The following is an 18,752-nucleotide window of genomic DNA, read 5'->3' as shown; positions in this document are numbered from 1 at the left end:
GGTGGCCCTGCACTGAGTCACCAGATTCTGCAGTGTCCCATGCTCGATGATCGGATGACTACGCACTCGAGTCAGATGCTCAACGGTGAGGGCGTGTGGGATCGCACGTCCAACCGCACGGGATGGACCGCGCTGCTGGGGGAATCTGTCGGCGGTCCGGATGTGTCGCCGTATGCGGCCCCGGCGCGAGCCCAGGCGCTGTCCGGCCTTCCCGCGACGTACCTCGAGGTCGGTGGAGTCGAGGTGTTCCGTGACGAAGTGATTCAGTACGGAACGCGTCTGGCACAGTCGGGTGTTCCAGTGGAAATGCACATCTGGCCAGGAGGATGCCATGGATTCGATGGTCTCGTTCCCCAAGCAGCGCTTTCGCGATCCGCCAATCAGACCAGGGAGAGCTATCTGCATCGGATCCTTGACTGAAGCGAGATCCGTGATGCCGGAAGAACTTCTGCGATGAGTCACCAGATGCCAAGCTTGCGGCCGTCCGCAAGCTTGGCATCTTCCATCAGCAAATGGGGTGGTGGCAAGCCGCGTACTGGCCGGGGCGAACTTCACGCATGACGGGTTCTTCGACCGCGCAGATTTCGAGCGCCATCGGGCACCGCGTCCGAAACCGGCATCCCTCCGGCGGCCGCAGGGGCGACGGGATGTCGCCCTGCAATGCAGGCCCGGCGAAGCCCTTGTCCGGGTCGGCCAACGGAACCGAATCAAGTAGTGCCCTCGTATACGGATGCGCCGGGCGGTCGTAAACCTCTACAGAGTCGCCGAACTCACACACCTTGCCGAGATACATCACCAGCACGTTGTCGCTCACGGTACGCACAACGCCCAGGTCGTGAGCGATGAACACGATCGTCAGGTCGAACTCTCTCTTCAGTTCCTCGAGAAGGTTCAGGATCTGCGCTTGCACCGAGACATCCAACGCTGAGACCGGTTCGTCACAGATGAGAAGCTGTGGATTCAACGCCAGAGCGCGCCCGATTGCCAGTCGCTGCGCCTGGCCGCCAGACAGTTGACGAGGCACCATGTCTGCGAACCGCTCTCCGGGAAGCCCGACCTGGTCCAGCACGGTCTGGGCCGCAATCTTCTGTTCTTCCGCACTCGACCCGCCGATCGCGAGCCCCTCGACCACGATCTCCTTCACCGCTCGACGCGGGTTCAGCGACGCCACCGGGTCCTGGAAGATCATCTGCATCTCACGGCGCAGTTGACGCATTCGTCTCTCCGGGACCGCCTCGATCCACTCGTCGCCATAGCGAATCCGACCACCGGCTATGGGGTCGAGGCGGAGAACCGCCCGCCCGGTCGTCGACTTGCCGCACCCGGACTCCCCGACGATTCCGAGCGTCTCACCCTTGCGGATATCGAAGCTGATACCCCCGACTGCCTTGAACGATCCACCCTTCGTGCTGTACTCGACTTCGAGATCCTGCACGCTCAGGAGCGTGTCGTCTCCGCGCAAGTGCGCGGTTCCGCTACCGGCCAACGAGCTCACCTCCAAGAGTTGGTTCTGTTTCCACGGACGCGGGATCGACACAGGCAACGGCGTGGTCTGATCCGATCGCAATCATGGCCGGGCCGGGGTCCGTGCATGCAGCGTCGGCAAATGCACAGCGCGGCGCGAAGCGGCAACCCTCGGGCGGGTCCGTCGGCGAGGGCAGCGAGCCGGGAATCACGTTCAATGGCGCATGTCGCTCGTGGTCGATCTGGGGGGTGGCGCCGAGCAATGCATGCGTGTACCGATGCCGCGGAGAGGTGAAAACCTCACGAGACGAGCCGATCTCGGCCAGTTTGCCGGCATACATCACCGCGACGCGGTCCATCCGACCCGCGACCACGGCCAGGTCGTGGCTGATCAGCATCAGCGCCATCCCCCGCTCCACCTGCACCTTGCGGAGCAAGTCGAGGATCTGCCGCTGAATCGTCACGTCGAGTGCGGTCGTAGGTTCGTCGGCAATGAGGAGATCGGGCTCACACGCCAACGCGATCGCGATCATCACACGCTGGCGCATTCCGCCAGAAAGCTCATGCGGATAGTTGCGCAGCCTCCGTTCCGGGTCGGGAACGCCTACCTCCGCGAGGAGATCCAGCGCACGATGCCTAGCCTCGGAGCGGGAGACCCCGAGATGCCGCCGCATCCCTTCGGTCAATTGCCGATCCACCCGGACAACCGGGTTCAGCGATCGACCCGGGTCCTGGAACACCATCGCAATCTGCTTGCCCCACACCTCTTCGCGCTGCTTCTGTGTCAGCGAAAGAAGATCCCGACCCTGAAAGTGGACCTGCCCCGTCTGCACTGCATGCGCGGGCATCAGACCCATGATCGCTCGGGCCATCACCGACTTTCCCGAGCCCGACTCCCCTACGATGCCGAGCGCTTCGGACGGTGCCATCTGGAAGGACACGTCGTCGACTGCACGCACCACACCGCGCGGTGAGGCTATGTACGAATGCAAGCTGCGTACATCGAGGAGTGAATCACTCATCGTCTCTGGCCTTTCTACTGCGGAACCTCGCAACGTGCACCGTGATTTCCTGTCGCTCTCGGGTCCGGCCACCTAGTCCTGGATCCAGAGTTCCTCGGGCAGTACCGATCCCATCCCGTACTGTTCGATTCCCCCCACGTCCTCGTGAGCGATCACCGCGGGCGCCGCACGGGTATAGAAGACAACCGGGTTCAGTTCGGCCAGGCGCTGCTGCACTATGCCATATGCGGCCGCTCGCTCGGCATCAGTCTGCGCGGTGCGACCCAGATCGAGGGCCTCGTCGAGCGTCGAGTCATTGACACCACTGCGGTTTCCATTGGACGAACTGTGGAATCCGAACCACAGCCTCGGCTCGGGATCGCCGAAGACGACAGTGCTCGAAATGACGTCGTAGTCCTTCTGGCCGAGAATTCGACCCGCCTGGGCAAGGTCGATGGTCCGAACGTTCACCTTGACGTTGTCGAACACGCTCAACTGAGTCTGGACGGCCTCACCGAGCGAACGTCCGTTGGGATACAGGGAGAGCGTGAATTCAAGTGGCCTGCCCTCGTCGGCGAGTTCGTCGAGAAGACGCTGCGCTTCGTCGCGATCACGATGCGCCAGAGGTATATCCGTGTGGAACGGGGACGTCTCGTCGAACAGATGCACTGGGACCTTGGCCGTGCCCTCATAGACCGCGGTGTTGAGCATGTCGAGATCCAGCGCGCTGGACAGGGCCTTTCGCGCCCGGGGGTCGTCGAAGGGCGCCTTGGTGTTGTTGAGCACCAAGGCGGTGCCGCCCCCGAGTTGCACTACGGAACTCTGCAACCCGGTGTTCATAGCCTTGTCCACGTTCTGCCAGGTCCCCTCGAGCGCGAGGTCCGCTGCACCGGTGAGAAGGGTGGTGTAGCGCTGGTCCGCATCGGGGATCGCGCGGATCTCCAGCCTGTCGAGGTAGGGGCGGGGGGCGTCGTAGTAATTATCGTTGCGCACGAGCCGGATGACGTCCTGCCGTGACCAGCTGTCGAGTGTGTAGGGCCCTGCTCCGATCGGCGCGGAATCCTTCTGCGCCTGATCGGCGGCCAGGGTAGCGGGCGATGCAATCCAGTTCAGCGAGGTCTGAACTATCGCATAGGCGAACTTCGGGACCGGCTCGACCAGGTTCACTCGCAGCGTCCGGTCGTCGACGACCTCGGTGCTGTCGATCATCCGCGCCTGCGGAACATCCGGTGACGCGATTGCCGGATCCTTCACATGCTCCCAGGCGTTCTGCACCGAGGCCGCAGTGAAGGAGCTGCCGTCAGAGAATCGGAGTCCATCACGGAGGACGAGTGTGAAGGTCTTGCCGCCATCGACAGAGGAGAAGTCCTCTGCCATCTTGTACTCGATCGCACCTGTCTCGATGTTGTCGACTATCAGCGTGCCATAGAGGGCGTTTCCGAGGAGCGGCGAGTTCGCGAAGGAATTCGCGAGCACAGCGGGGTCCAGGCTGCGTGGCTCTGCGAGTTCGATCATGCGCCCGGTCCCGCCGAACACGGGGTCGCCGGTCGGCCCCTCAACCGCGAACGAACCCTCCGTGCGGCCGACACTGCATGCGCTGGATGCGAGCACCGCCACGACACCCGTTGCGGCGAGCACGTGCCGCGCGAACGCCCCGGTCGAGAGTGTCCGAGATCCGAACACGATCAGTCCTGCATGGTGCGGTCGAACCGGGCCCGGAGGTGATCTCCGACCTGGTTGAGCGAGAAGACCGTGAGGAAGATGACGAGCGCGGGAACGAACACCATGTGAGGCGCCGAGGCGATCGCCGACTTGCCATCGTTGATCATTCCACCCCAGCTCGGCTGCGGTGACGGGATTCCCATGCCGAGGAAGCTGAGAGAGCCCTCGGCGACGATCAGGGCGGCGATCACGATCGGGAAGAAGGCGCCCAGCGACGGCACCAGGTTCGGAAGGATCTCCTTGCCGAGGATGCGGCCGCTCCCGGCACCCAGATTCTTCGCAGCCCGGACGAACTCGCGCGAGGACCATGAGATGGTGGACGCCCTCGCCAGTCGGAGGAACGACGGAATGGTGACCAGTGTGAGGCCGATGAGGATGGTCGTGACGCTCGGCGTCAGCACCGAGGCAAGCGCCAGCAGGAGGATCAGCGGAGGGAATGCGAGCATCGCATCCGCAACGAGCGAGAGGAACCAGTCGGTGCGGCCCCGGAAGTAGCCTGCGAGCATCCCCAGACTCGCACCTACCGCCAGCCCCGTGACGCCGGCCACGACACCCACCACCAGCGACACCCTGGCGCCATGGATGCATCGAGACAGGATGGACCGTCCGTAGCTGTCAGTACCGAGCAACAAGTCGAGCGACCCGAACTGCGGTGTCATTCGTGACCCTCCGACCGGGACGCTGTAGTCCGAGATCGGGAGCAGATTCGCGGCCATCGCGAGCAGGATGACAGCACCGAGCCAGAAATAGCACAGACCGACGACAATCGACCTCTTCTTCCGCGGCGGCGCGATGTCCGGTTTCACCGCCCGCGTCTCGACGACGGGAGGCCACACCTTCGGACTGGTGATTGTCATGCGGTAACTGCCTTCCGAACCCGCGGATCGAGGAATCCGTAGCTGATGTCGACCAGCATGTTGACGACGACATAGACCAGTGCGACGAAGACGACGATTCCCTGGACCATGATCACGTCACGGAGTGTGATCGACGAGGAGATCAGTTGCCCCAATCCGGGCAGACCGAAGAGGATCTCGACGACCACGGTGCCGCCGATCAGGCGACCGAGGCTGATTCCCGCCAACGTGATCAGCGAGAACGATGACGGTCGCAGCGCATGCCGGAACAACACGTAGGCGCGCGACATCCCCTTGGCCCGAGCCGCCGAGACGAAGTCTTCGCGCAGCGTGCTGACCAGATCCGTCCGAAGCAACCGCTGGAACGTGGCCACCTCTACCAATGCGATGGCCATCGCAGGCAGGAAGGCGTGCTGCAGGTTCTCCCAGAGTCCCTCGCTGATGCGAGACCAGCCGGAAACCGGGAACCACCCGAGCTGCAGCCCCAAGAAGTAGATGAGGATCGGACCGGCGATGAATGCCGGAACGGCCAGCAACCCCGACGACACGGCACTGATGACGCGATCGACGGCGGTGCCCTGCGTGGCGGCCGCGAGCACACCCAGCACGATGGCCGCGCCGAGTCCCAGGAGCAGCCCGAGAACCGCCAGCTCGATCGTGACGGGAAGGCGATCCAGGATGGCCTGGGTGACGTCCTGACCGGTCAGCGGGGACGACCCCAGGTCCCCGTGCAGCGCGGCTCCCAGCCAGTCCAGATACTGACGCCACAGGGGTTGGTCGAGCCCGAGCTCGGCGTTCATCGCGGCAACGGACTCGGGCGTCGCGTTCTCACCGAGAACAACATCGGCGACCGAGCCGGGTGCGAGACTGAGCAGTCCCACCGCAGCAATGGTCACGAGGAGCAGCACAAGCAGGCTTCGCCCGAGTCGATTGGTGAGCATGCGCGCCATGGTCATGTTCTCGACCCTTTCCGTTCGCGCGACAAAGTAATGACATCCAGAGTCGACTCAACCCAGAGGGGCCTGACGCCCTCTGGACAGCTGTTACCAGCAAGTTTCCGGTACGGAGTCGCCGCCAGCGGCGACGCACACGCGGCTCGGGTCAGCGGCGGGCGACAGCGCTCCGCCCGAGGACGGCGCGCTCGAAGGCCGGCTGCGGACCTTCACCCGCTTTGTGCGCGACGTGCATGTACATCTACCGCCCTTCTCACATTCACCATCCAACCATGACTTAGGTCACCAGAAAGATAGACCACACGGTCGAAACAATGCAACAGGAGGCCCCGGATCGGCGGGCGCCGGACACGCCGCCATCCACGCACCGTTGCAATGATCTCGAAACATTCTGCAAATCAACATGTTTCAGAACTCAGGGCAGTCAAGTACCCTGCCGCAACAGGTTCGGCGGGGGCGATCGGACAATCTCGGACCGTCAGGTCCGAACCGACCGGACCACACTGCGGGCGATCACATTGCGCTGAATCTCATTCGTGCCCTCGCCGATCTCCAATACCTTCGCGTCGGCATAGAAGCGGGAGATCTTGGACTCACGCACGTAGCCGTATCCGCCGTGGATCTGGACACTCGCACTGGCTGCGCGGTTGGCAACCTCGGAGGCGTACAGCTTCGCCATCGCGGCTTCCTTGCCGAAGGGCCGGTCATTGTCCGCCAACCAGGCCGCCCTGTACACCAGGCTCCGAGCAGCGTCGACCTCGGTCGCCATGTCGGCCAGCTTGTGCTGAACCGCCTGGAAGTCCGCGAGCCTGCGCCCGAACTGCTCCCTCTGCGTCGCGTGTACGGCAGCCAGGTCGAGGGCTTCCTGAGCGAGCGACAGCGCGAGCGCCGCGACGCTGATGCGGCCGCCGTCGAGCACGTCGAGGAACTGCCGGAGCCCGTTCCCCTCCTCGCCGATCAGGTTGTCGGCGGGGATCCAGCAGTTGTCGAAGATCAGTTCCCGAGTATCCATTCCGTGCCAGCCCAGCTTCCGCAGCGGACGGCCGACCGTGTACCCGTCAGTTCCCGTGGGGATGTAGAAAGTACCGAAACGCTTGGATCCGTCGGCGTTCGTCCCGGTCGCGGCGAGAATGGTTACGCCTAGGCTGACCTCGGTTCCGGCGTTGGTGATGAACATCTTCGCGCCGTTGATCAGCCAGCCGTCGGCGTCCTGCCGCGCCGTCGTCCGGATTCCTGCCGCGTCGGATCCGGCAGTGGGCTCGGTCAACCCGAACGCCCCGATCTTCTTGCCCGAGGCCAGCGGCACAAGCCACTTCTTCTTCTGCTCCTCCGTGCCGAATGCGGCGAGCGGAAGCGAAGCGATAGTCGAGTGGGCGTTCCACGCGGCCGCGAACGATTGATCGGCAGCACCGATCGCCTCCATTGCCGCAACGTAGGAGACATAGCCGACGTCGGTGCCTCCGTACTCCTGCGAAATGAGCAGCCCGGTGAGGTCGAGTTCGCCCATCTTCAGGAACACATCGGATGGGAAACGCTCTTCCTCTGACCAGGTTTCGGCGAAAGGCTCGATCTCCTTCGCGGCAAAGTCGCGGCAGAGCTTCTGAAGTTCGATCGCCTCGACGGGCAGATCTAGATCCATGTCGGGTCCGTCCCGTGAATTGGCCGCCGACGGCGACCCTTGTTTTGTAGAACATTCGGTATAATATTGAGAGACCCGCGCCACAGTCAAGAGTCGACTCCCTTGCGCGATCCTCCCCTCCGATCGGCGACGACACCATGACACTTGTTGAATCAAATTTTGCTGCAGCAGATTTCGGTACTTCTGAATCCATGACCGAGATGTACAGGCGGATGCTAACGATCCGACGCTTCGAAGAGCAGGCATCGCGGCTCTATCGCGAAACTCGGATCCCCGGCTTCCTGCACCTGTCCATCGGGCAGGAGGCTACCGCCGTCGGCGCCTGCTGGCCACTCGACGAACGCGACGTCGTCACCTCCACCCATCGCGGGCACGGACACTGCATCGCAAAGGGACTCGACATCGACGGGATGTTCGCGGAGCTGATGGGGAAGGAGACCGGCACCTGCAAGGGACGCGGGGGCTCGATGCACATCGCAGATCCCCGGAAAGGGATCTTCGGCGCGAACGGCATTGTCGGCGCCGGCCTACCGATCGCGGTGGGTGCGGGCACTGCAGCCCAACTGCGGGCCTCGGGCGGTGTGGTCGTCGCGTTCTTCGGCGACGGCGCCGTCGCCCAGGGCGTGTTCCACGAGTCGGTCAATCTTGCCGCAGTGTGGGACCTACCGGTGATCTTCTTCTGCGAGAACAACGGATACTCCGAATTCTCGGCGGCAGCCGATCAGCATCGCGCGACGCTCCGAGAGCGAGCCGCCGGGTACGGCGTCGAGTTCCGCGAGGTGGACGGCAACGACGTCGTGCAGGTCGCTCGCCTGCAGAGCGAACTCGTCCACCGAATCCGCACCGGTGGCGGCCCGGTGATCGTCGAAGCCACCACCTACCGATGGCACGGCCACTATGAGGGCGACCCGGAGACCTATCGGACCGCGGAGGAACTCGAGAAGTGGAAGCAGCGCGATCCCCTGATCGTCCTGGGTGACACAATGCGACGAACAGGGATGGAGCGCGAGATCGCGGCGATCGAGGCCGAGGTCGAGCGCGCCATCGAGCAGGCGGTCGCTACGGCATTGGACGCACCCTACCCTCCGGTCCACACTGCGGCGGAACATGTTTCGACCCCACGTGCCTTCATCCCCGAACCCCCGGCACCCATCGAGGGTGCCACCAAGGTCATGCATGCGATCACCGACGCGCTGACCTACGAACTCGAGACCGACCCGACGGTCTTCCTCGCGGGTATCGACGTGGGCAAGGGCGGCAACGTCTACGGCCTGACCCGCGGGCTCGCCGACAGGTTCCCCGGCCGGGTTCGTGACACCCCTATCTCCGAGAGCGCGATCATGGGCACCGCGGTCGGCGCGGCCATGGCAGGTTTCAAGCCGGTCGTCGAGCTGATGTACTTCGACTTCATCGGAGTGTGCCTCGACCAGTTGATGAACCAGGCCGCAAAGATGCGCTTCATGACCGGCGGTGCCGTGTCGATGCCGCTCGTCGTCCGGACCCAGTTCGGTGCCGGAAAGTCGTCCGGCAGCCAGCACTCGCAGAGCCTCGAAGCCCTGCTTGCCCACATCCCGGGCCTGACCGTCGTCATGCCGTCGACCCCGGCAGACACCTACGGCCTGTTGCGGGCGGCCATCGAGGACCCCAACCCGGTGATCTTCATCGAGAACCGGCTCCTCTACGGCAAGAAGGGCCCCACCCCGCCGCCGGAGCACATCGTTCCTCTCGGCAAAGCCGTCGTGCGACGCCCGGGACGTGATGTCACCGTCGTCTCGTACTCGAAGATGATGTACGACTGTCTGGCCGTCGCCGATCGACTCGCCGTCGAGGGCATCGACGTCGAGGTCATCGACCTTCGAACCATCAGCCCCCTCGACTTCGACACGGTGCTCGACTCGCTCCGCAAGACCAGTCGTCTGGTCGTCGTGCATCAGGCCGTCGGCGAGTTCGGCGTCGGAGCGGAGCTCGCCGCCCGCGCGGTGAAGGAAGGGTTCTGGTATCTCGACGCCCCCGTCATCCGCGTGACCGCAGATGCGACGCCCGCCCCGTACACGCCGCCCCTCGAGCAGCACTGGCTGCCCGACGAGGCGCGCATCGAAGCGGCGATTCGCGAATCTCTCGACGCCCACCCCTGACGAATCCGAAGCGACACCGAATCGTTCGTCACGAACCAGGACAGGAGTTCTCAGTGAGCGCAAGACTCGAAGGCAAGACCGCCGTCGTCACCGGAGCAGGAGGTGCACTTGGGTCGGCGGTCAGCACCCACTTCGCGACCGAGGGTGTCAGATCCCTCGTGCTCGCCGACGTGAACCTCGACGCGGTCACGGTCGTCGCCGAGAAGCTGCGGGCGGCGGGCATCGAGGTCGCCACCGAACAGCTCGACGTCACCGACGGCGACGCGTTCGACGCGTTGATCCGCGATGCGGCAGAGCGATTCGGCACTGTCGACACCCTGGTGAACACCGCGGGAATCGTGTCGCCGAACGCACGAATCCACAACCTGTCCACCGCGGATTGGGAACGGTCGATGACGGTCAACCTCACCGGGACGTTCCATGGCATCCGCGCGGTGGCCCGCGCCCTGCGGAAGACGTCGCCCGTATCGATCGTGAACATCGCTTCGGTGAGTGGCCTGACCGCGTGGGCCTACGCCGCGCCCTACTGCGCATCGAAGGCCGGCGTGATCCACCTGACCCGCGTTGCCGCTCTCGAGTACGCGGAGGAGGGCATTCGCGTCAACGCCGTTTGCCCCGGCACCTTCCCCACCGCACTGCACGACACCCTGCCTGCCGAGGCCCTGAAGTCGATCGAGTCCCGGCACCCGCTCGGTCTCGGCGCGCCGGCCGACATCACCGGCGCGGTCACCTTCCTTGCGAGTGACGAATCCCGCTGGGTGACCGGGCACGCACTCGCCGTCGACGGCGGGTACTCGCTCCCCTGAGCGACACACAGCTGATCACGCATCCTGACCAGCCCCGACTGGCAGGTACCGACCGGATAGAGGCCACCACCATGTTCAACTTCGCCGCCGTTCTCGAGCAGAATTCCCACCGGTTCGGCGACAGGATCGCCATTTCCGAGAGTGACCGCGAGCTGACCTACCGCGACCTGCAGATGCGGGTACAGTCCGCCTCGGCGGCCCTGCGCGACCTCGGCGTCGCGCCCGGCGACATCGTCGCGGTGCTGTTGTACAACAGGGTCGAGTTCGTGGAGACGATGTTGGCAGCAAACAGGATCGGCGCCGCAGTCCTGCCGCTGAACTACCGCCTGTCCCCCGCCGAGTGGCAGTACATCCTCGGGCACTCGGACGCCGGTGTCATCGTCACCGAGAGCGAGTTCGTTCCCGCTGTCGACGCGCTGTCCACCGCGATCCCGGCCCTCCGCCGCAAGGTGACGCTGGACCGCGCGATGGACGCCACCTGGGTCGAGTACGAGGCGCTCGTCGAAGCGGCAGCAGGACGGACGACGCAGTTGGTCGACGTCGCGCCCGGTGCGCTGCAGCGGTTGATGTACACCTCCGGCACGACGTCTCGTCCCAAGGGCGTGATCATCTCGCACGAGAACCTCATCTGGAAGAACCTCGCGCACATCCTGGAGTTCTCGCTCACCTCCGATGACAACACCCTGATCTGCGGACCGCTCTATCACGTCGGCGGTATGGATCTGCCAGGGCTGGCAACCTTCCACGTGGGTGGCCGTCTGAGTCTGATTCGCAAGTTCGACGCAGCGGGTGTCGTGGACGCGATCGAGACGCTGCGTCCGACGAACATCTGGCTGGCGCCCTCGATGATGAACGCGATCCTTCAACTGCCCGACATCACCGATCGCGACACCTCGTCGATCCGGTTCATCACCGGTGGCGGCGAGAAGATGCCGATCCCGTTGCTGGACCGCATCTCCGAGGCCTTCCCCGGCGCCTGGTTCGCCGATGCCTACGGGCTGACCGAGACCGTGTCGGGCGACACCGTCAACGACGCCGAACACATGCGGTCGAAGGTGGGCTCGGTGGGCCGGCCGGTGGCCCACGTCCAGATCGCGATCGTCGACGAGGAGGGGGCGCCGGTCGCACCGGGGGAACTCGGCGAGATCGTCGTTCGCGGTCCCAAGGTGATGGCGGGCTACTGGCGTGACGAGGACGCGACGAACCGGGCCATCCGGAACGGCTGGTTCCACACCGGCGACATCGGCCGCCTCGACGAGGACGGGTACCTCTACATCGAGGACCGGAAGAAGGACATGATCGTCTCCGGCGGCGAGAACATCGCCACCCCGGAGGTCGAGCGAGTGCTCTACGAGCACCCCGACGTCATCGAAGCCGCGGTCGTGGGTATGCCTCACGAACGGTGGGGCGAGGTGCCGCGGGCGTTCGTAGTCCTGCGGGCCGGTACGAGCACCGACTCCGACACCATCAAGGAGTTCTGCCGAACCCGGCTGGCGAAGTACAAGGTGCCCGCGGAGATCCACTGCATCGAGTCCCTTCCGCGAACCCCTTCGGGAAAGGTCCTCAAACGGGTCCTGCGGGACAGCCCCGCCTGAGCGCGAGAGGACGGAACGGAGAAGGAATGGGCAATATGAACACCGACATTGCGGGCCGACGGGTGGTGATCACCGGGGCCGGTCGCGGCCTCGGCAGGGTACTCGCATCCGCGTTCGATTCAGCCGGAGCACGACTCGGCCTGGTGGCCCGATCGGAGCAGGCGTTGACGAAGGTCGCGCATTCGCTCGACGGCGATCCCCTGGTGTGTGCGGGTGATGTGCGCGCCGACGGGTTCAACGAGTCCGTGGCCGATCAGATGGTCGAGCGTTTCGGTGGTGTCGACGTGTGGATCTGCAACGCGGGCGTGTCACCGGAGGTGTCCACGGTGGAACAGACCGACCCCTCGGTGTGGCGCGACATCGTTGACGTCAATCTCACCGGCACCTTCCTGGGTGCGCGCGCAGCGGCCAACATCATGAAGCCGGGCGGACGGATCATCGTGACGGGTTCCGTCGTCGGTGTCCGTCCCCGAGGGGGACTCGCGGCATATGCTGCCTCCAAGAGCGGCTCCCACGCCCTCGTCGAGGCCCTGGCACAGGAACTCGGTCCGCGGGCGATCACAGTGAACTCCGTGGCGCTGGGATGGTTCGACACCGGCCTCGGCGCTCACTGGCACAAGAACTCGGAACGTGAGAACGACATCGCCAGGCACACCGCGCTCGGCCGCTGGGGCACGCCCGACGACCTTCCAGGCATCTACCTGTTCCTCGCATCCGATGCGTCCGCATACGTCACCGGATCCACGATCCGGGTAGACGGAGGCTACAGCCTGATGTGACGCGCCGCCCGAGCGTCGAGCGCGGCACTGATCACCCGACGCTCGGGCGGCCCCAGAACTCAGCGCGGTGGACATCGCGATTCCGACCTCCACCGCGCCGGATTCATGGAAACCGACGAGCCGCGACCGGTCAGACGGTCGCCACGGGAGTGAGGGGGCTGCCCTGTGTCCCCGGGAGGTACAGCGGCGGCGCGGTCAGCAGGAACCTGCTTCGGTTATGTTCGCGGAGCCACTTCGCCAGATCGTGGAGATACCACAGCTCACCGAGGGGCACGCCCAGCTTGAACAGGCACAGGTTGTGGATCGGCAACAGCGAATGCGGAGTGTCACTGTCAGGTGGCCAACCTTCGACGGCGTAGTTGTCCGCGATGAGAGCCGAGATCTGCGAATCCGTGATCCACTGCAGCAGATCATCATCCGTCGCGTCGAGGTACGGGTACATCGCCTTGATCCGGTCCGGATCGGGGTTCTTCCCCCACTCGAGGACCTGGGTAGCGAATCCCGTGTGCAGCAACAGCATGTCTCCGGGCTCGACGACAACGTTGTCGGCCTTCATGATGTCCTGCAGGGTCTTCAGGTCGACCGGCTGCCAATCCGAGTTCAGATGGTGCGCGATGTCGACGAGCACACCACGCCCCTGGACGCCGTGCGCGGCCATGTGCTCGAGGCCGAGATGGCGGGCGAAGCTCGTGCTGCCACTTCCGTCTCCCTTGGCGTCCTCCTGAGGTCCCACGATGTCCGTACCCGAACGGAAACCGTTGTAGTACACGGCCTCCGAGACGCCGTCCCCGTCGGCATCGAACAGGGCGCCCTGGTGAGCGAGCGAATCCCACTGCGTCGAGTACTGCAACCACATGGTCACCACGTCGTCGGACCAGACGTCGATGAAGTTCGGGTTGATCGTGTCACGAGCAACAACGTTGTAGAAGGTGTCCTGGTTGTGCTGCAGATCCTCGGTCGGCCGCAGAATGGGTGGATACCGGCGCTGATTCATCGCCGATCCGCCGGGGTAGTCGAGCGGAAGGCTCAGACTGAAGCTGATCCCGTGCTCGACCTCACGCACGCCCTCGAGGACTTTCTCCGGGGTGAGCAGGTTGATGCGACCCAGCTCGTCGTCCTCTCCCCAGTCTCCCCAGGTGGATCCGGGAGGTCGATGCGTCCACCGCTTCGTCACGGTTACTCCTCGTTTCGTCGAGTATCGACATGAAGTTGGTCGGGAAATTGTATAAATAGTCGACCGATCAGTCAATGAAATTGCGACGCTCACAAGCAACCCGCGACCGACGAATAGTGATGCAAATCAGCGGAACTGACCCCCGAATCCCAGTGCGATCAATGAAGCCCTGCTACCTGCACGCCGCAGAACTCGACAATCGACCCCGCATCGCGGCCGCCGCTTCCCGACCCCCGTGGCGGATGACAGGCGAGCTTCGACGCCACTTCTCCCCACACTCGAACGACGATATGGTAAGAATGGTCGGTTGATTAAAGTTACTGTCCGGTCAGTACTACAAAGAGGACCGGCGGGCCGACGTCAACGTGGGGCGTATGCGCCACTAGAGGTAGACCGAACAACGGAGATGGGCTGCGACGTCATGGCAAGACCACCAGGGCATGGCCCCGCCTATGAAGTGAAGCGCCAGGAGATCATCGACATCGCGGCTACCCTGTTCGCAAAGAAGGGGTACGCCGGCACCGGCATCGCCGAGCTCAGCGAGGCTACCAAGACGGCACGTGGGGCGTTGTACTACTACATCGGCTCCAAGGAGAACCTTCTGGTCGAGATCCAGAACCGAGTGATGGACCCACTCCTGACCGCCGCCCGACGTATTGTCGATCTCGATGTCGACCCTGTGTTGAAGCTCCGTATGGTATCACAGGCGTTGCTGGAGAACATCCTCGCGCGTCTCGATCACGTCTGGGTCTACGAACACGACTACAAGAGTCTGCGAGGAGCGAACCGCTCGCGCCTCCTTGGGCAGCGGCGAGAATTCGAGGACATCATCGAGCAAATCCTCCTTGCTGCCATGGATGACGGCTCATTTCGGAAGCTCGACCCGCGCCTGGCCACGCTTCAGTTTCTCAACATGCACAACCACACGTATCAGTGGATCAAGCCCGGCGGCGAGTGGGACGCGGAAACGCTCTCCAGGGAGTACTGTTTGACCCTTATTTCCGGATTCCGGAGTGAGAGCTTTCAGATCGATGGCCTCGATGATCGCATGCGCGACTACCTGGGCCGAAGGAAGACCTCGGCACCCGAGTCGTCCTCCCGCCCTCGCAAGCGCCGTAAGCCGTAGGCGTAGGCCGGTGGTGCGCCGAATCCGATTCGGCGCACCACCTCATACTCCCACGTCCCTACGCCAAAAGTTCAGGTGGAGTGAACCGTTCGCCATACCTGGCGGCGAGTTCGTGTGCACGGGCCACGAAGCGGGCAACACCGCCCTCGTAGGCTGTGATGAACTGACCGGCGCCACCGGCCCAGGGCGGATAACCGACACCCATGATCGAACCCACATTCGCCTCAGCGGTGGACGCGACAACACCCTCTTCGAGACACCGGGCCGCTTCGATGGCCACGATGAACAGCAGACGGTCGATCAGGTCACGGGCAGGCGCCCTCGCGATCCCGGACACGCGGATTCCGTCCGCACCGGACCGCCCAGTGCCATCGTCGCCGACCGCCACCCGAGAACCCGCCATCGACAGCGGCGCAAGAGAATATCCAGCCTGCTTCCCGGCATTCGTGACGGCAGTCCGAGCGGTACCTTCGGCGAGCATGGCTGCCGCCTCGGCGTGATAGGCGCCGGCGAGACGCGCGACATACAACCCGGGCGAGTCGGTGACCACGATCGGCATACGACGAATGGCCAGGGCATAGTCGAATGCCCGAGCCAACGCCTCGTCGGACGTCTTCTCGCCGCGGACAACCTCCACTAGCGGCACCTCGCCGACCTGCTCGGGGAAGTGCAGGCACACCAGATCCTCGTGCACGCGATCTGTGACGGGGACGGTCGCGGTCGTCGACCACAGCAGCGCAGTACGCTCAGCCACGCCCTCGGTCCCGTGGAATACCCAGGGCTCGAGTTCAGCTGTGTCGGGCCGGGTCTCGACGACGAGGTCGACTCCGGCGAGATCGGCAGTATCGTTGGTCGGCGTGATCCTGGCGAGCAGGGCGTTCGATCGCACCTTCGTGGTTACTCCATCCGAAAGTGCCTTTGTTTCAACACCTTCCGCGTGGCTCTTGCATGTCCGCGCCGCGTCGAGCATGGCGTCCATGAGAACCACCTCGTAACCCGCTTTGGCGGACTGATACGCGAGTTCCGCACCGAGCGCACCCGCACCCCGCACTCCGACCTTCGCCATCCGCGTCAGGGCGACACCCGTGGGTCGTGAGTGTCCGGCCCTGATCGTCTGCTGGTCGAAGAACGACGCCTGCATCATGTTCTTCGCGATCTGACCGGTAACGAGCGACACGAAGGCGCGGGCCTCGATGTTCATCGCGCTGTCGAAGTCGACCTGCAATCCCTCGACTGCGGCAGCCACGATCGCGTGGTGAGCAGGTATGGGAGCGCCCCTGAAGCTCGTTCTCAGGTCCTCCGGTAGCACCAGGTCGGTGGCGTTCCCCGACAACTCGGAGCCTCCTCCTGGAATCCTGTAGCCCGCCCGGTCCCAGGGCTGTACACCGCCGTCGGGATTCTCCCTGATCCACGCCTTCGCCGCGGGCACCAGCGCGTCGACGGAATCGACGACCTGGTCGACGAGGCCTACCTCCTTCGCATCCCACGGCCCTCGCGACACCCCGGGAACGAGCACGCACAGGACCGCGGTCTGCAGGCCGAGCAGCCGCACGCTGCGCACCAATCCACCCCCACCGGGAAGCAGTCCGAGCGTGGATTCCGGGAAGCCGATCTTGACGCCCGGGACCTCGGCAACGATGCGGCGATGCGTCGCCAACGCGATCTCCAGTCCACCACCGAGAACAGCACCGTTGATGGCGGAGACCACCGGCTTGCCGATGGTCTCGAGCCGGCGCAGCATCGTCCGGAAGAGCTCGATGTTCGCGTGGACCTCGTCGGCCTGGTCGGGCCCGATCGTGATGGTGCGCCGAAGGTCGCCGCCGGCGAAGAAGGTCTTCTTGGCGGAGGTGAGCACGACACCGGTGACCGTGTCACGCTCCGCGTACAGTCGGTCGACAGTCGCGACGAACGATCGTTTACACAGATCGTTCATCGTGTTGGCGCTCTGGTTCGGATCGTCCATGGTGAGCACGACGATGCCGTCATCATCCTGTTCCCAGCCGATCATGTTGTCCGCGGTCACCGGGGTACGTCCCCACGTTTGTTCGCGCGACGAGGCACCACCGCGGTCATCACTTCGGCGTCTTCCGGAAATCCCAGCTCACGATCTTGCTCGGCGTCACCCTCAACCATCCGTGACGACCGTCCGCAGTGAACGACTCGCTGCCAGTGTACTTTCGCGCGAACCGCAGTTCCGGGTCGGCCAGCCGGCTGTCCTCGGACGACCCCCGCGGAACCTCGCCAACGCTCTCCGCGTGCCCACTGATCTCCACGCCGCGCAACTCCGCGAACCCGTGCCCGGCGTCGATGACGATCGACACTCGCGAGTCACGGGTAATGTCCTTCCACCGCTGGCTTCGGACGATCGAGTTGAGCCACAGGTGAGAGCCGTCCCAGACGAACCACAGCGGTGCGACGTGCGGCGTCCCGTCACCGTCCACCGTGGCGACGCGGCAGACGCGCTCCTCGGCGAGGAACACGTCGACCTCCTCGGGCGTCATTGCGATTGCCCTACCGCGGCGCTGCTGCTTGACTTCTGTCATTTCGGAGCCTCGATTCTCTCAGCGCCCGCGCCATTGCGGAGCGCGCCGTTCGAAGAAGGCGGCGATGCCTTCTGCCATGTCGTCCGATGCCTTGACCGCGGTGATCGCGCGGGCCGTTGCCTTCCACCCTCGCTCGTCGGCTTCCTCGTACTGAGAGGCGATCGCGGCCAGGGTCTGCCGCACGGCAACCGGGGCGGACCGGCAGATCTCGTCGGCGAGAACCTGGGCACGACGAAGGGCGTCACCCGGTTCGGTGACATGGCTGACGAGCCCGAGCTGGAACGCACGCTCCGCGGTGAGCCCCTCCTGCGTGATGAGAAGCTGCTTGGCCACGTGGATCGGCAGCGCCCGGATTGCACGGAACAATGCACCCGACGTCGCGACGACTCCGCGTTGCGTCTCGGGGAGCGCGAACCGCGCCGTGGTGGACGCGACGATGAGATCGCACGCAAGGGCGATCTCGAAGCCACCACCCAGCGCCGGGCCCTCGACCGCCGCGATCAGCGGTTTCACCCTGCGCCGCCGAATGATTCCATACTCGCCGCCGCGTTCGGTGCGGGCCTGCGCGCCGTCCTTGAGATCCGATCCGGCGCAGAACACCGAATCACCGCCGGTGATCACACCGACCCAGATGTCTTCGTCGTCGTCGAGTCGGTCAAGCGCGGCACTGATCCCCACCGCCATCTCCGGATCGATCGCGTTGCGCTTCTTCTCACGGTCCAAGGTGATGACGAGAACCTTGCCGCACAGATCCTGCCGGACGGGCATTCCCACTCCTTCGTAAGCGCTAGATGTGTACAACGAAGAGATGGACCGTTGATCCGGCTGGGTGCAGCCTGTCGGATCAACCATCCCATCTCGTTCTATTCGGATGTGCCGCTTACACCGACGTACTCGTCGGATCGGCCACGGAGCAACCAGCGCTCGCCCGACAGCTCGAACCGATCGTGGTATCGGG

At 64.4% G+C, this 18,752-nt stretch carries 16 protein-coding genes; 6 read left to right on the top strand and 10 right to left on the bottom strand.

Annotated features, from left to right (window positions below; translation table 11 throughout):
- Nucleotides 1–420, top strand: a 420-nt coding sequence (locus I0Q12_RS19680; RefSeq protein WP_197253764.1) for an alpha/beta hydrolase fold domain-containing protein, incomplete at its 5' end; no start/stop codon positions are given.
- A gap of 85 nt (nucleotides 421–505) precedes the next feature.
- Here the strand turns inward: I0Q12_RS19680 and I0Q12_RS19675 are convergent.
- The 6 genes from I0Q12_RS19675 to I0Q12_RS19650 all read right to left on the bottom strand — a co-directional run bounded on the left by I0Q12_RS19675 (nucleotide 506) and on the right by I0Q12_RS19650 (nucleotide 7,792).
- A complete protein-coding gene (locus I0Q12_RS19675) occupies nucleotides 506–1,486 on the bottom strand; it encodes an ABC transporter ATP-binding protein (RefSeq protein WP_197253787.1) in 981 nt (326 codons plus the stop codon).
- Nucleotides 1,476–2,405 carry an ABC transporter ATP-binding protein gene (locus I0Q12_RS19670; protein ID WP_307846359.1) on the bottom strand — a complete coding sequence of 310 codons (930 nt, stop codon included), beginning with the start codon at nucleotides 2,403–2,405 and terminating at the stop codon, nucleotides 1,476–1,478. Before I0Q12_RS19670 ends, I0Q12_RS19675 begins: the two co-directional genes overlap by 11 nt.
- Nucleotides 2,406–2,558: 153 nt before the next feature.
- Nucleotides 2,559–4,148: an ABC transporter substrate-binding protein gene (locus I0Q12_RS19665; RefSeq protein ID WP_307846358.1), complete on the bottom strand. Its 1,590-nt coding sequence runs from the start codon at nucleotides 4,146–4,148 to the stop codon at nucleotides 2,559–2,561.
- A 2-nt stretch (nucleotides 4,149–4,150) separates the two neighbouring features.
- Nucleotides 4,151–5,044, bottom strand: a complete 894-nt coding sequence (locus I0Q12_RS19660; protein WP_197253758.1) for an ABC transporter permease — start codon at nucleotides 5,042–5,044, stop codon at nucleotides 4,151–4,153.
- Nucleotides 5,041–5,985 (bottom strand): ABC transporter permease, encoded by a 945-nt coding sequence (locus tag I0Q12_RS19655; protein ID WP_231611041.1) that lies wholly within the window; start codon nucleotides 5,983–5,985, stop codon nucleotides 5,041–5,043. Before I0Q12_RS19655 ends, I0Q12_RS19660 begins: the two co-directional genes overlap by 4 nt.
- A gap of 490 nt (nucleotides 5,986–6,475) precedes the next feature.
- Nucleotides 6,476–7,792: an acyl-CoA dehydrogenase family protein gene (locus I0Q12_RS19650; RefSeq protein WP_231611040.1), complete on the bottom strand. Its 1,317-nt coding sequence runs from the start codon at nucleotides 7,790–7,792 to the stop codon at nucleotides 6,476–6,478.
- 35 nt (nucleotides 7,793–7,827) lie between these two features.
- Here I0Q12_RS19650 and I0Q12_RS19645 point away from each other — a divergent pair, with 35 nt between their 5' ends.
- From I0Q12_RS19645 to I0Q12_RS19630, 4 genes are all read left to right on the top strand, one after another.
- On the top strand, nucleotides 7,828–9,771 hold the full coding sequence (locus I0Q12_RS19645; RefSeq protein WP_197253756.1) for a pyruvate dehydrogenase complex E1 component subunit beta: 1,944 nt from the start codon (nucleotides 7,828–7,830) through the stop codon (nucleotides 9,769–9,771).
- 53 nt (nucleotides 9,772–9,824) lie between these two features.
- On the top strand, nucleotides 9,825–10,577 hold the full coding sequence (locus tag I0Q12_RS19640) for an SDR family NAD(P)-dependent oxidoreductase (protein ID WP_197253754.1): 753 nt from the start codon (nucleotides 9,825–9,827) through the stop codon (nucleotides 10,575–10,577).
- A 71-nt stretch (nucleotides 10,578–10,648) separates the two neighbouring features.
- Nucleotides 10,649–12,172, top strand: a complete 1,524-nt coding sequence (locus tag I0Q12_RS19635) for a long-chain fatty acid--CoA ligase (protein ID WP_197253752.1) — start codon at nucleotides 10,649–10,651, stop codon at nucleotides 12,170–12,172.
- Nucleotides 12,173–12,207: 35 nt separating this feature from the next.
- Nucleotides 12,208–12,951 carry an SDR family NAD(P)-dependent oxidoreductase gene (locus tag I0Q12_RS19630; protein WP_197253750.1) on the top strand — a complete coding sequence of 248 codons (744 nt, stop codon included), beginning with the start codon at nucleotides 12,208–12,210 and terminating at the stop codon, nucleotides 12,949–12,951.
- 130 nt (nucleotides 12,952–13,081) lie between these two features.
- Here I0Q12_RS19630 and I0Q12_RS19625 read toward each other — a convergent pair whose 3' ends face one another.
- Nucleotides 13,082–14,125 carry a cyclase family protein gene (locus I0Q12_RS19625; RefSeq protein WP_197253748.1) on the bottom strand — a complete coding sequence of 348 codons (1,044 nt, stop codon included), beginning with the start codon at nucleotides 14,123–14,125 and terminating at the stop codon, nucleotides 13,082–13,084.
- 421 nt (nucleotides 14,126–14,546) lie between these two features.
- Between I0Q12_RS19625 and I0Q12_RS19620 the strand changes: the two genes are divergently transcribed.
- Nucleotides 14,547–15,251 carry a TetR/AcrR family transcriptional regulator gene (locus I0Q12_RS19620; RefSeq protein WP_197253746.1) on the top strand — a complete coding sequence of 235 codons (705 nt, stop codon included), beginning with the start codon at nucleotides 14,547–14,549 and terminating at the stop codon, nucleotides 15,249–15,251.
- A gap of 58 nt (nucleotides 15,252–15,309) precedes the next feature.
- On the opposite strand, the gene I0Q12_RS19615 is transcribed toward I0Q12_RS19620, so the two are convergent.
- From I0Q12_RS19615 to I0Q12_RS19605, 3 genes are read right to left on the bottom strand one after another with little or no spacing between them, the layout of a single operon-like run.
- A complete protein-coding gene (locus tag I0Q12_RS19615) occupies nucleotides 15,310–17,274 on the bottom strand; it encodes a 3-hydroxyacyl-CoA dehydrogenase NAD-binding domain-containing protein (protein WP_197253745.1) in 1,965 nt (654 codons plus the stop codon).
- 49 nt (nucleotides 17,275–17,323) lie between these two features.
- Complete coding sequence (locus tag I0Q12_RS19610; protein WP_231611039.1) at nucleotides 17,324–17,794, bottom strand: pyridoxamine 5'-phosphate oxidase family protein; 471 nt, start codon at nucleotides 17,792–17,794, stop codon at nucleotides 17,324–17,326.
- A gap of 18 nt (nucleotides 17,795–17,812) precedes the next feature.
- A complete protein-coding gene (locus tag I0Q12_RS19605; RefSeq protein WP_197253744.1) occupies nucleotides 17,813–18,562 on the bottom strand; it encodes an enoyl-CoA hydratase-related protein in 750 nt (249 codons plus the stop codon).
- Nucleotides 18,563–18,752: the final 190 nt, after the last annotated feature.

The sequence above is a fragment of the Rhodococcus sp. CX genome (genome assembly GCF_015865005.1).
Taxonomy (GTDB): Bacteria; Actinomycetota; Actinomycetes; order Mycobacteriales; family Mycobacteriaceae; genus Rhodococcus.
This window is presented reverse-complemented; position numbering and strand designations above follow the sequence as displayed.

Coding starts and splice junctions, on each gene's coding strand:
- I0Q12_RS19660 (WP_197253758.1), bottom strand. CDS start 5,044: ATGACAATCACCAGTCCGAAGGTGTGGCCTCCCGTCGTCGAGACGCGG.
- I0Q12_RS19655 (WP_231611041.1), bottom strand. CDS start 5,985: ATGCTCACCAATCGACTCGGGCGAAGCCTGCTTGTGCTGCTCCTCGTG.
- I0Q12_RS19645 (WP_197253756.1), top strand. CDS start 7,828: ATGACCGAGATGTACAGGCGGATGCTAACGATCCGACGCTTCGAAGAG.
- I0Q12_RS19635 (WP_197253752.1), top strand. CDS start 10,649: ATGTTCAACTTCGCCGCCGTTCTCGAGCAGAATTCCCACCGGTTCGGC.
- I0Q12_RS19630 (WP_197253750.1), top strand. CDS start 12,208: ATGAACACCGACATTGCGGGCCGACGGGTGGTGATCACCGGGGCCGGT.
- I0Q12_RS19620 (WP_197253746.1), top strand. CDS start 14,547: ATGGCAAGACCACCAGGGCATGGCCCCGCCTATGAAGTGAAGCGCCAG.
- I0Q12_RS19610 (WP_231611039.1), bottom strand. CDS start 17,794: ATGACAGAAGTCAAGCAGCAGCGCCGCGGTAGGGCAATCGCAATGACG.
- I0Q12_RS19605 (WP_197253744.1), bottom strand. CDS start 18,562: ATGCCCGTCCGGCAGGATCTGTGCGGCAAGGTTCTCGTCATCACCTTG.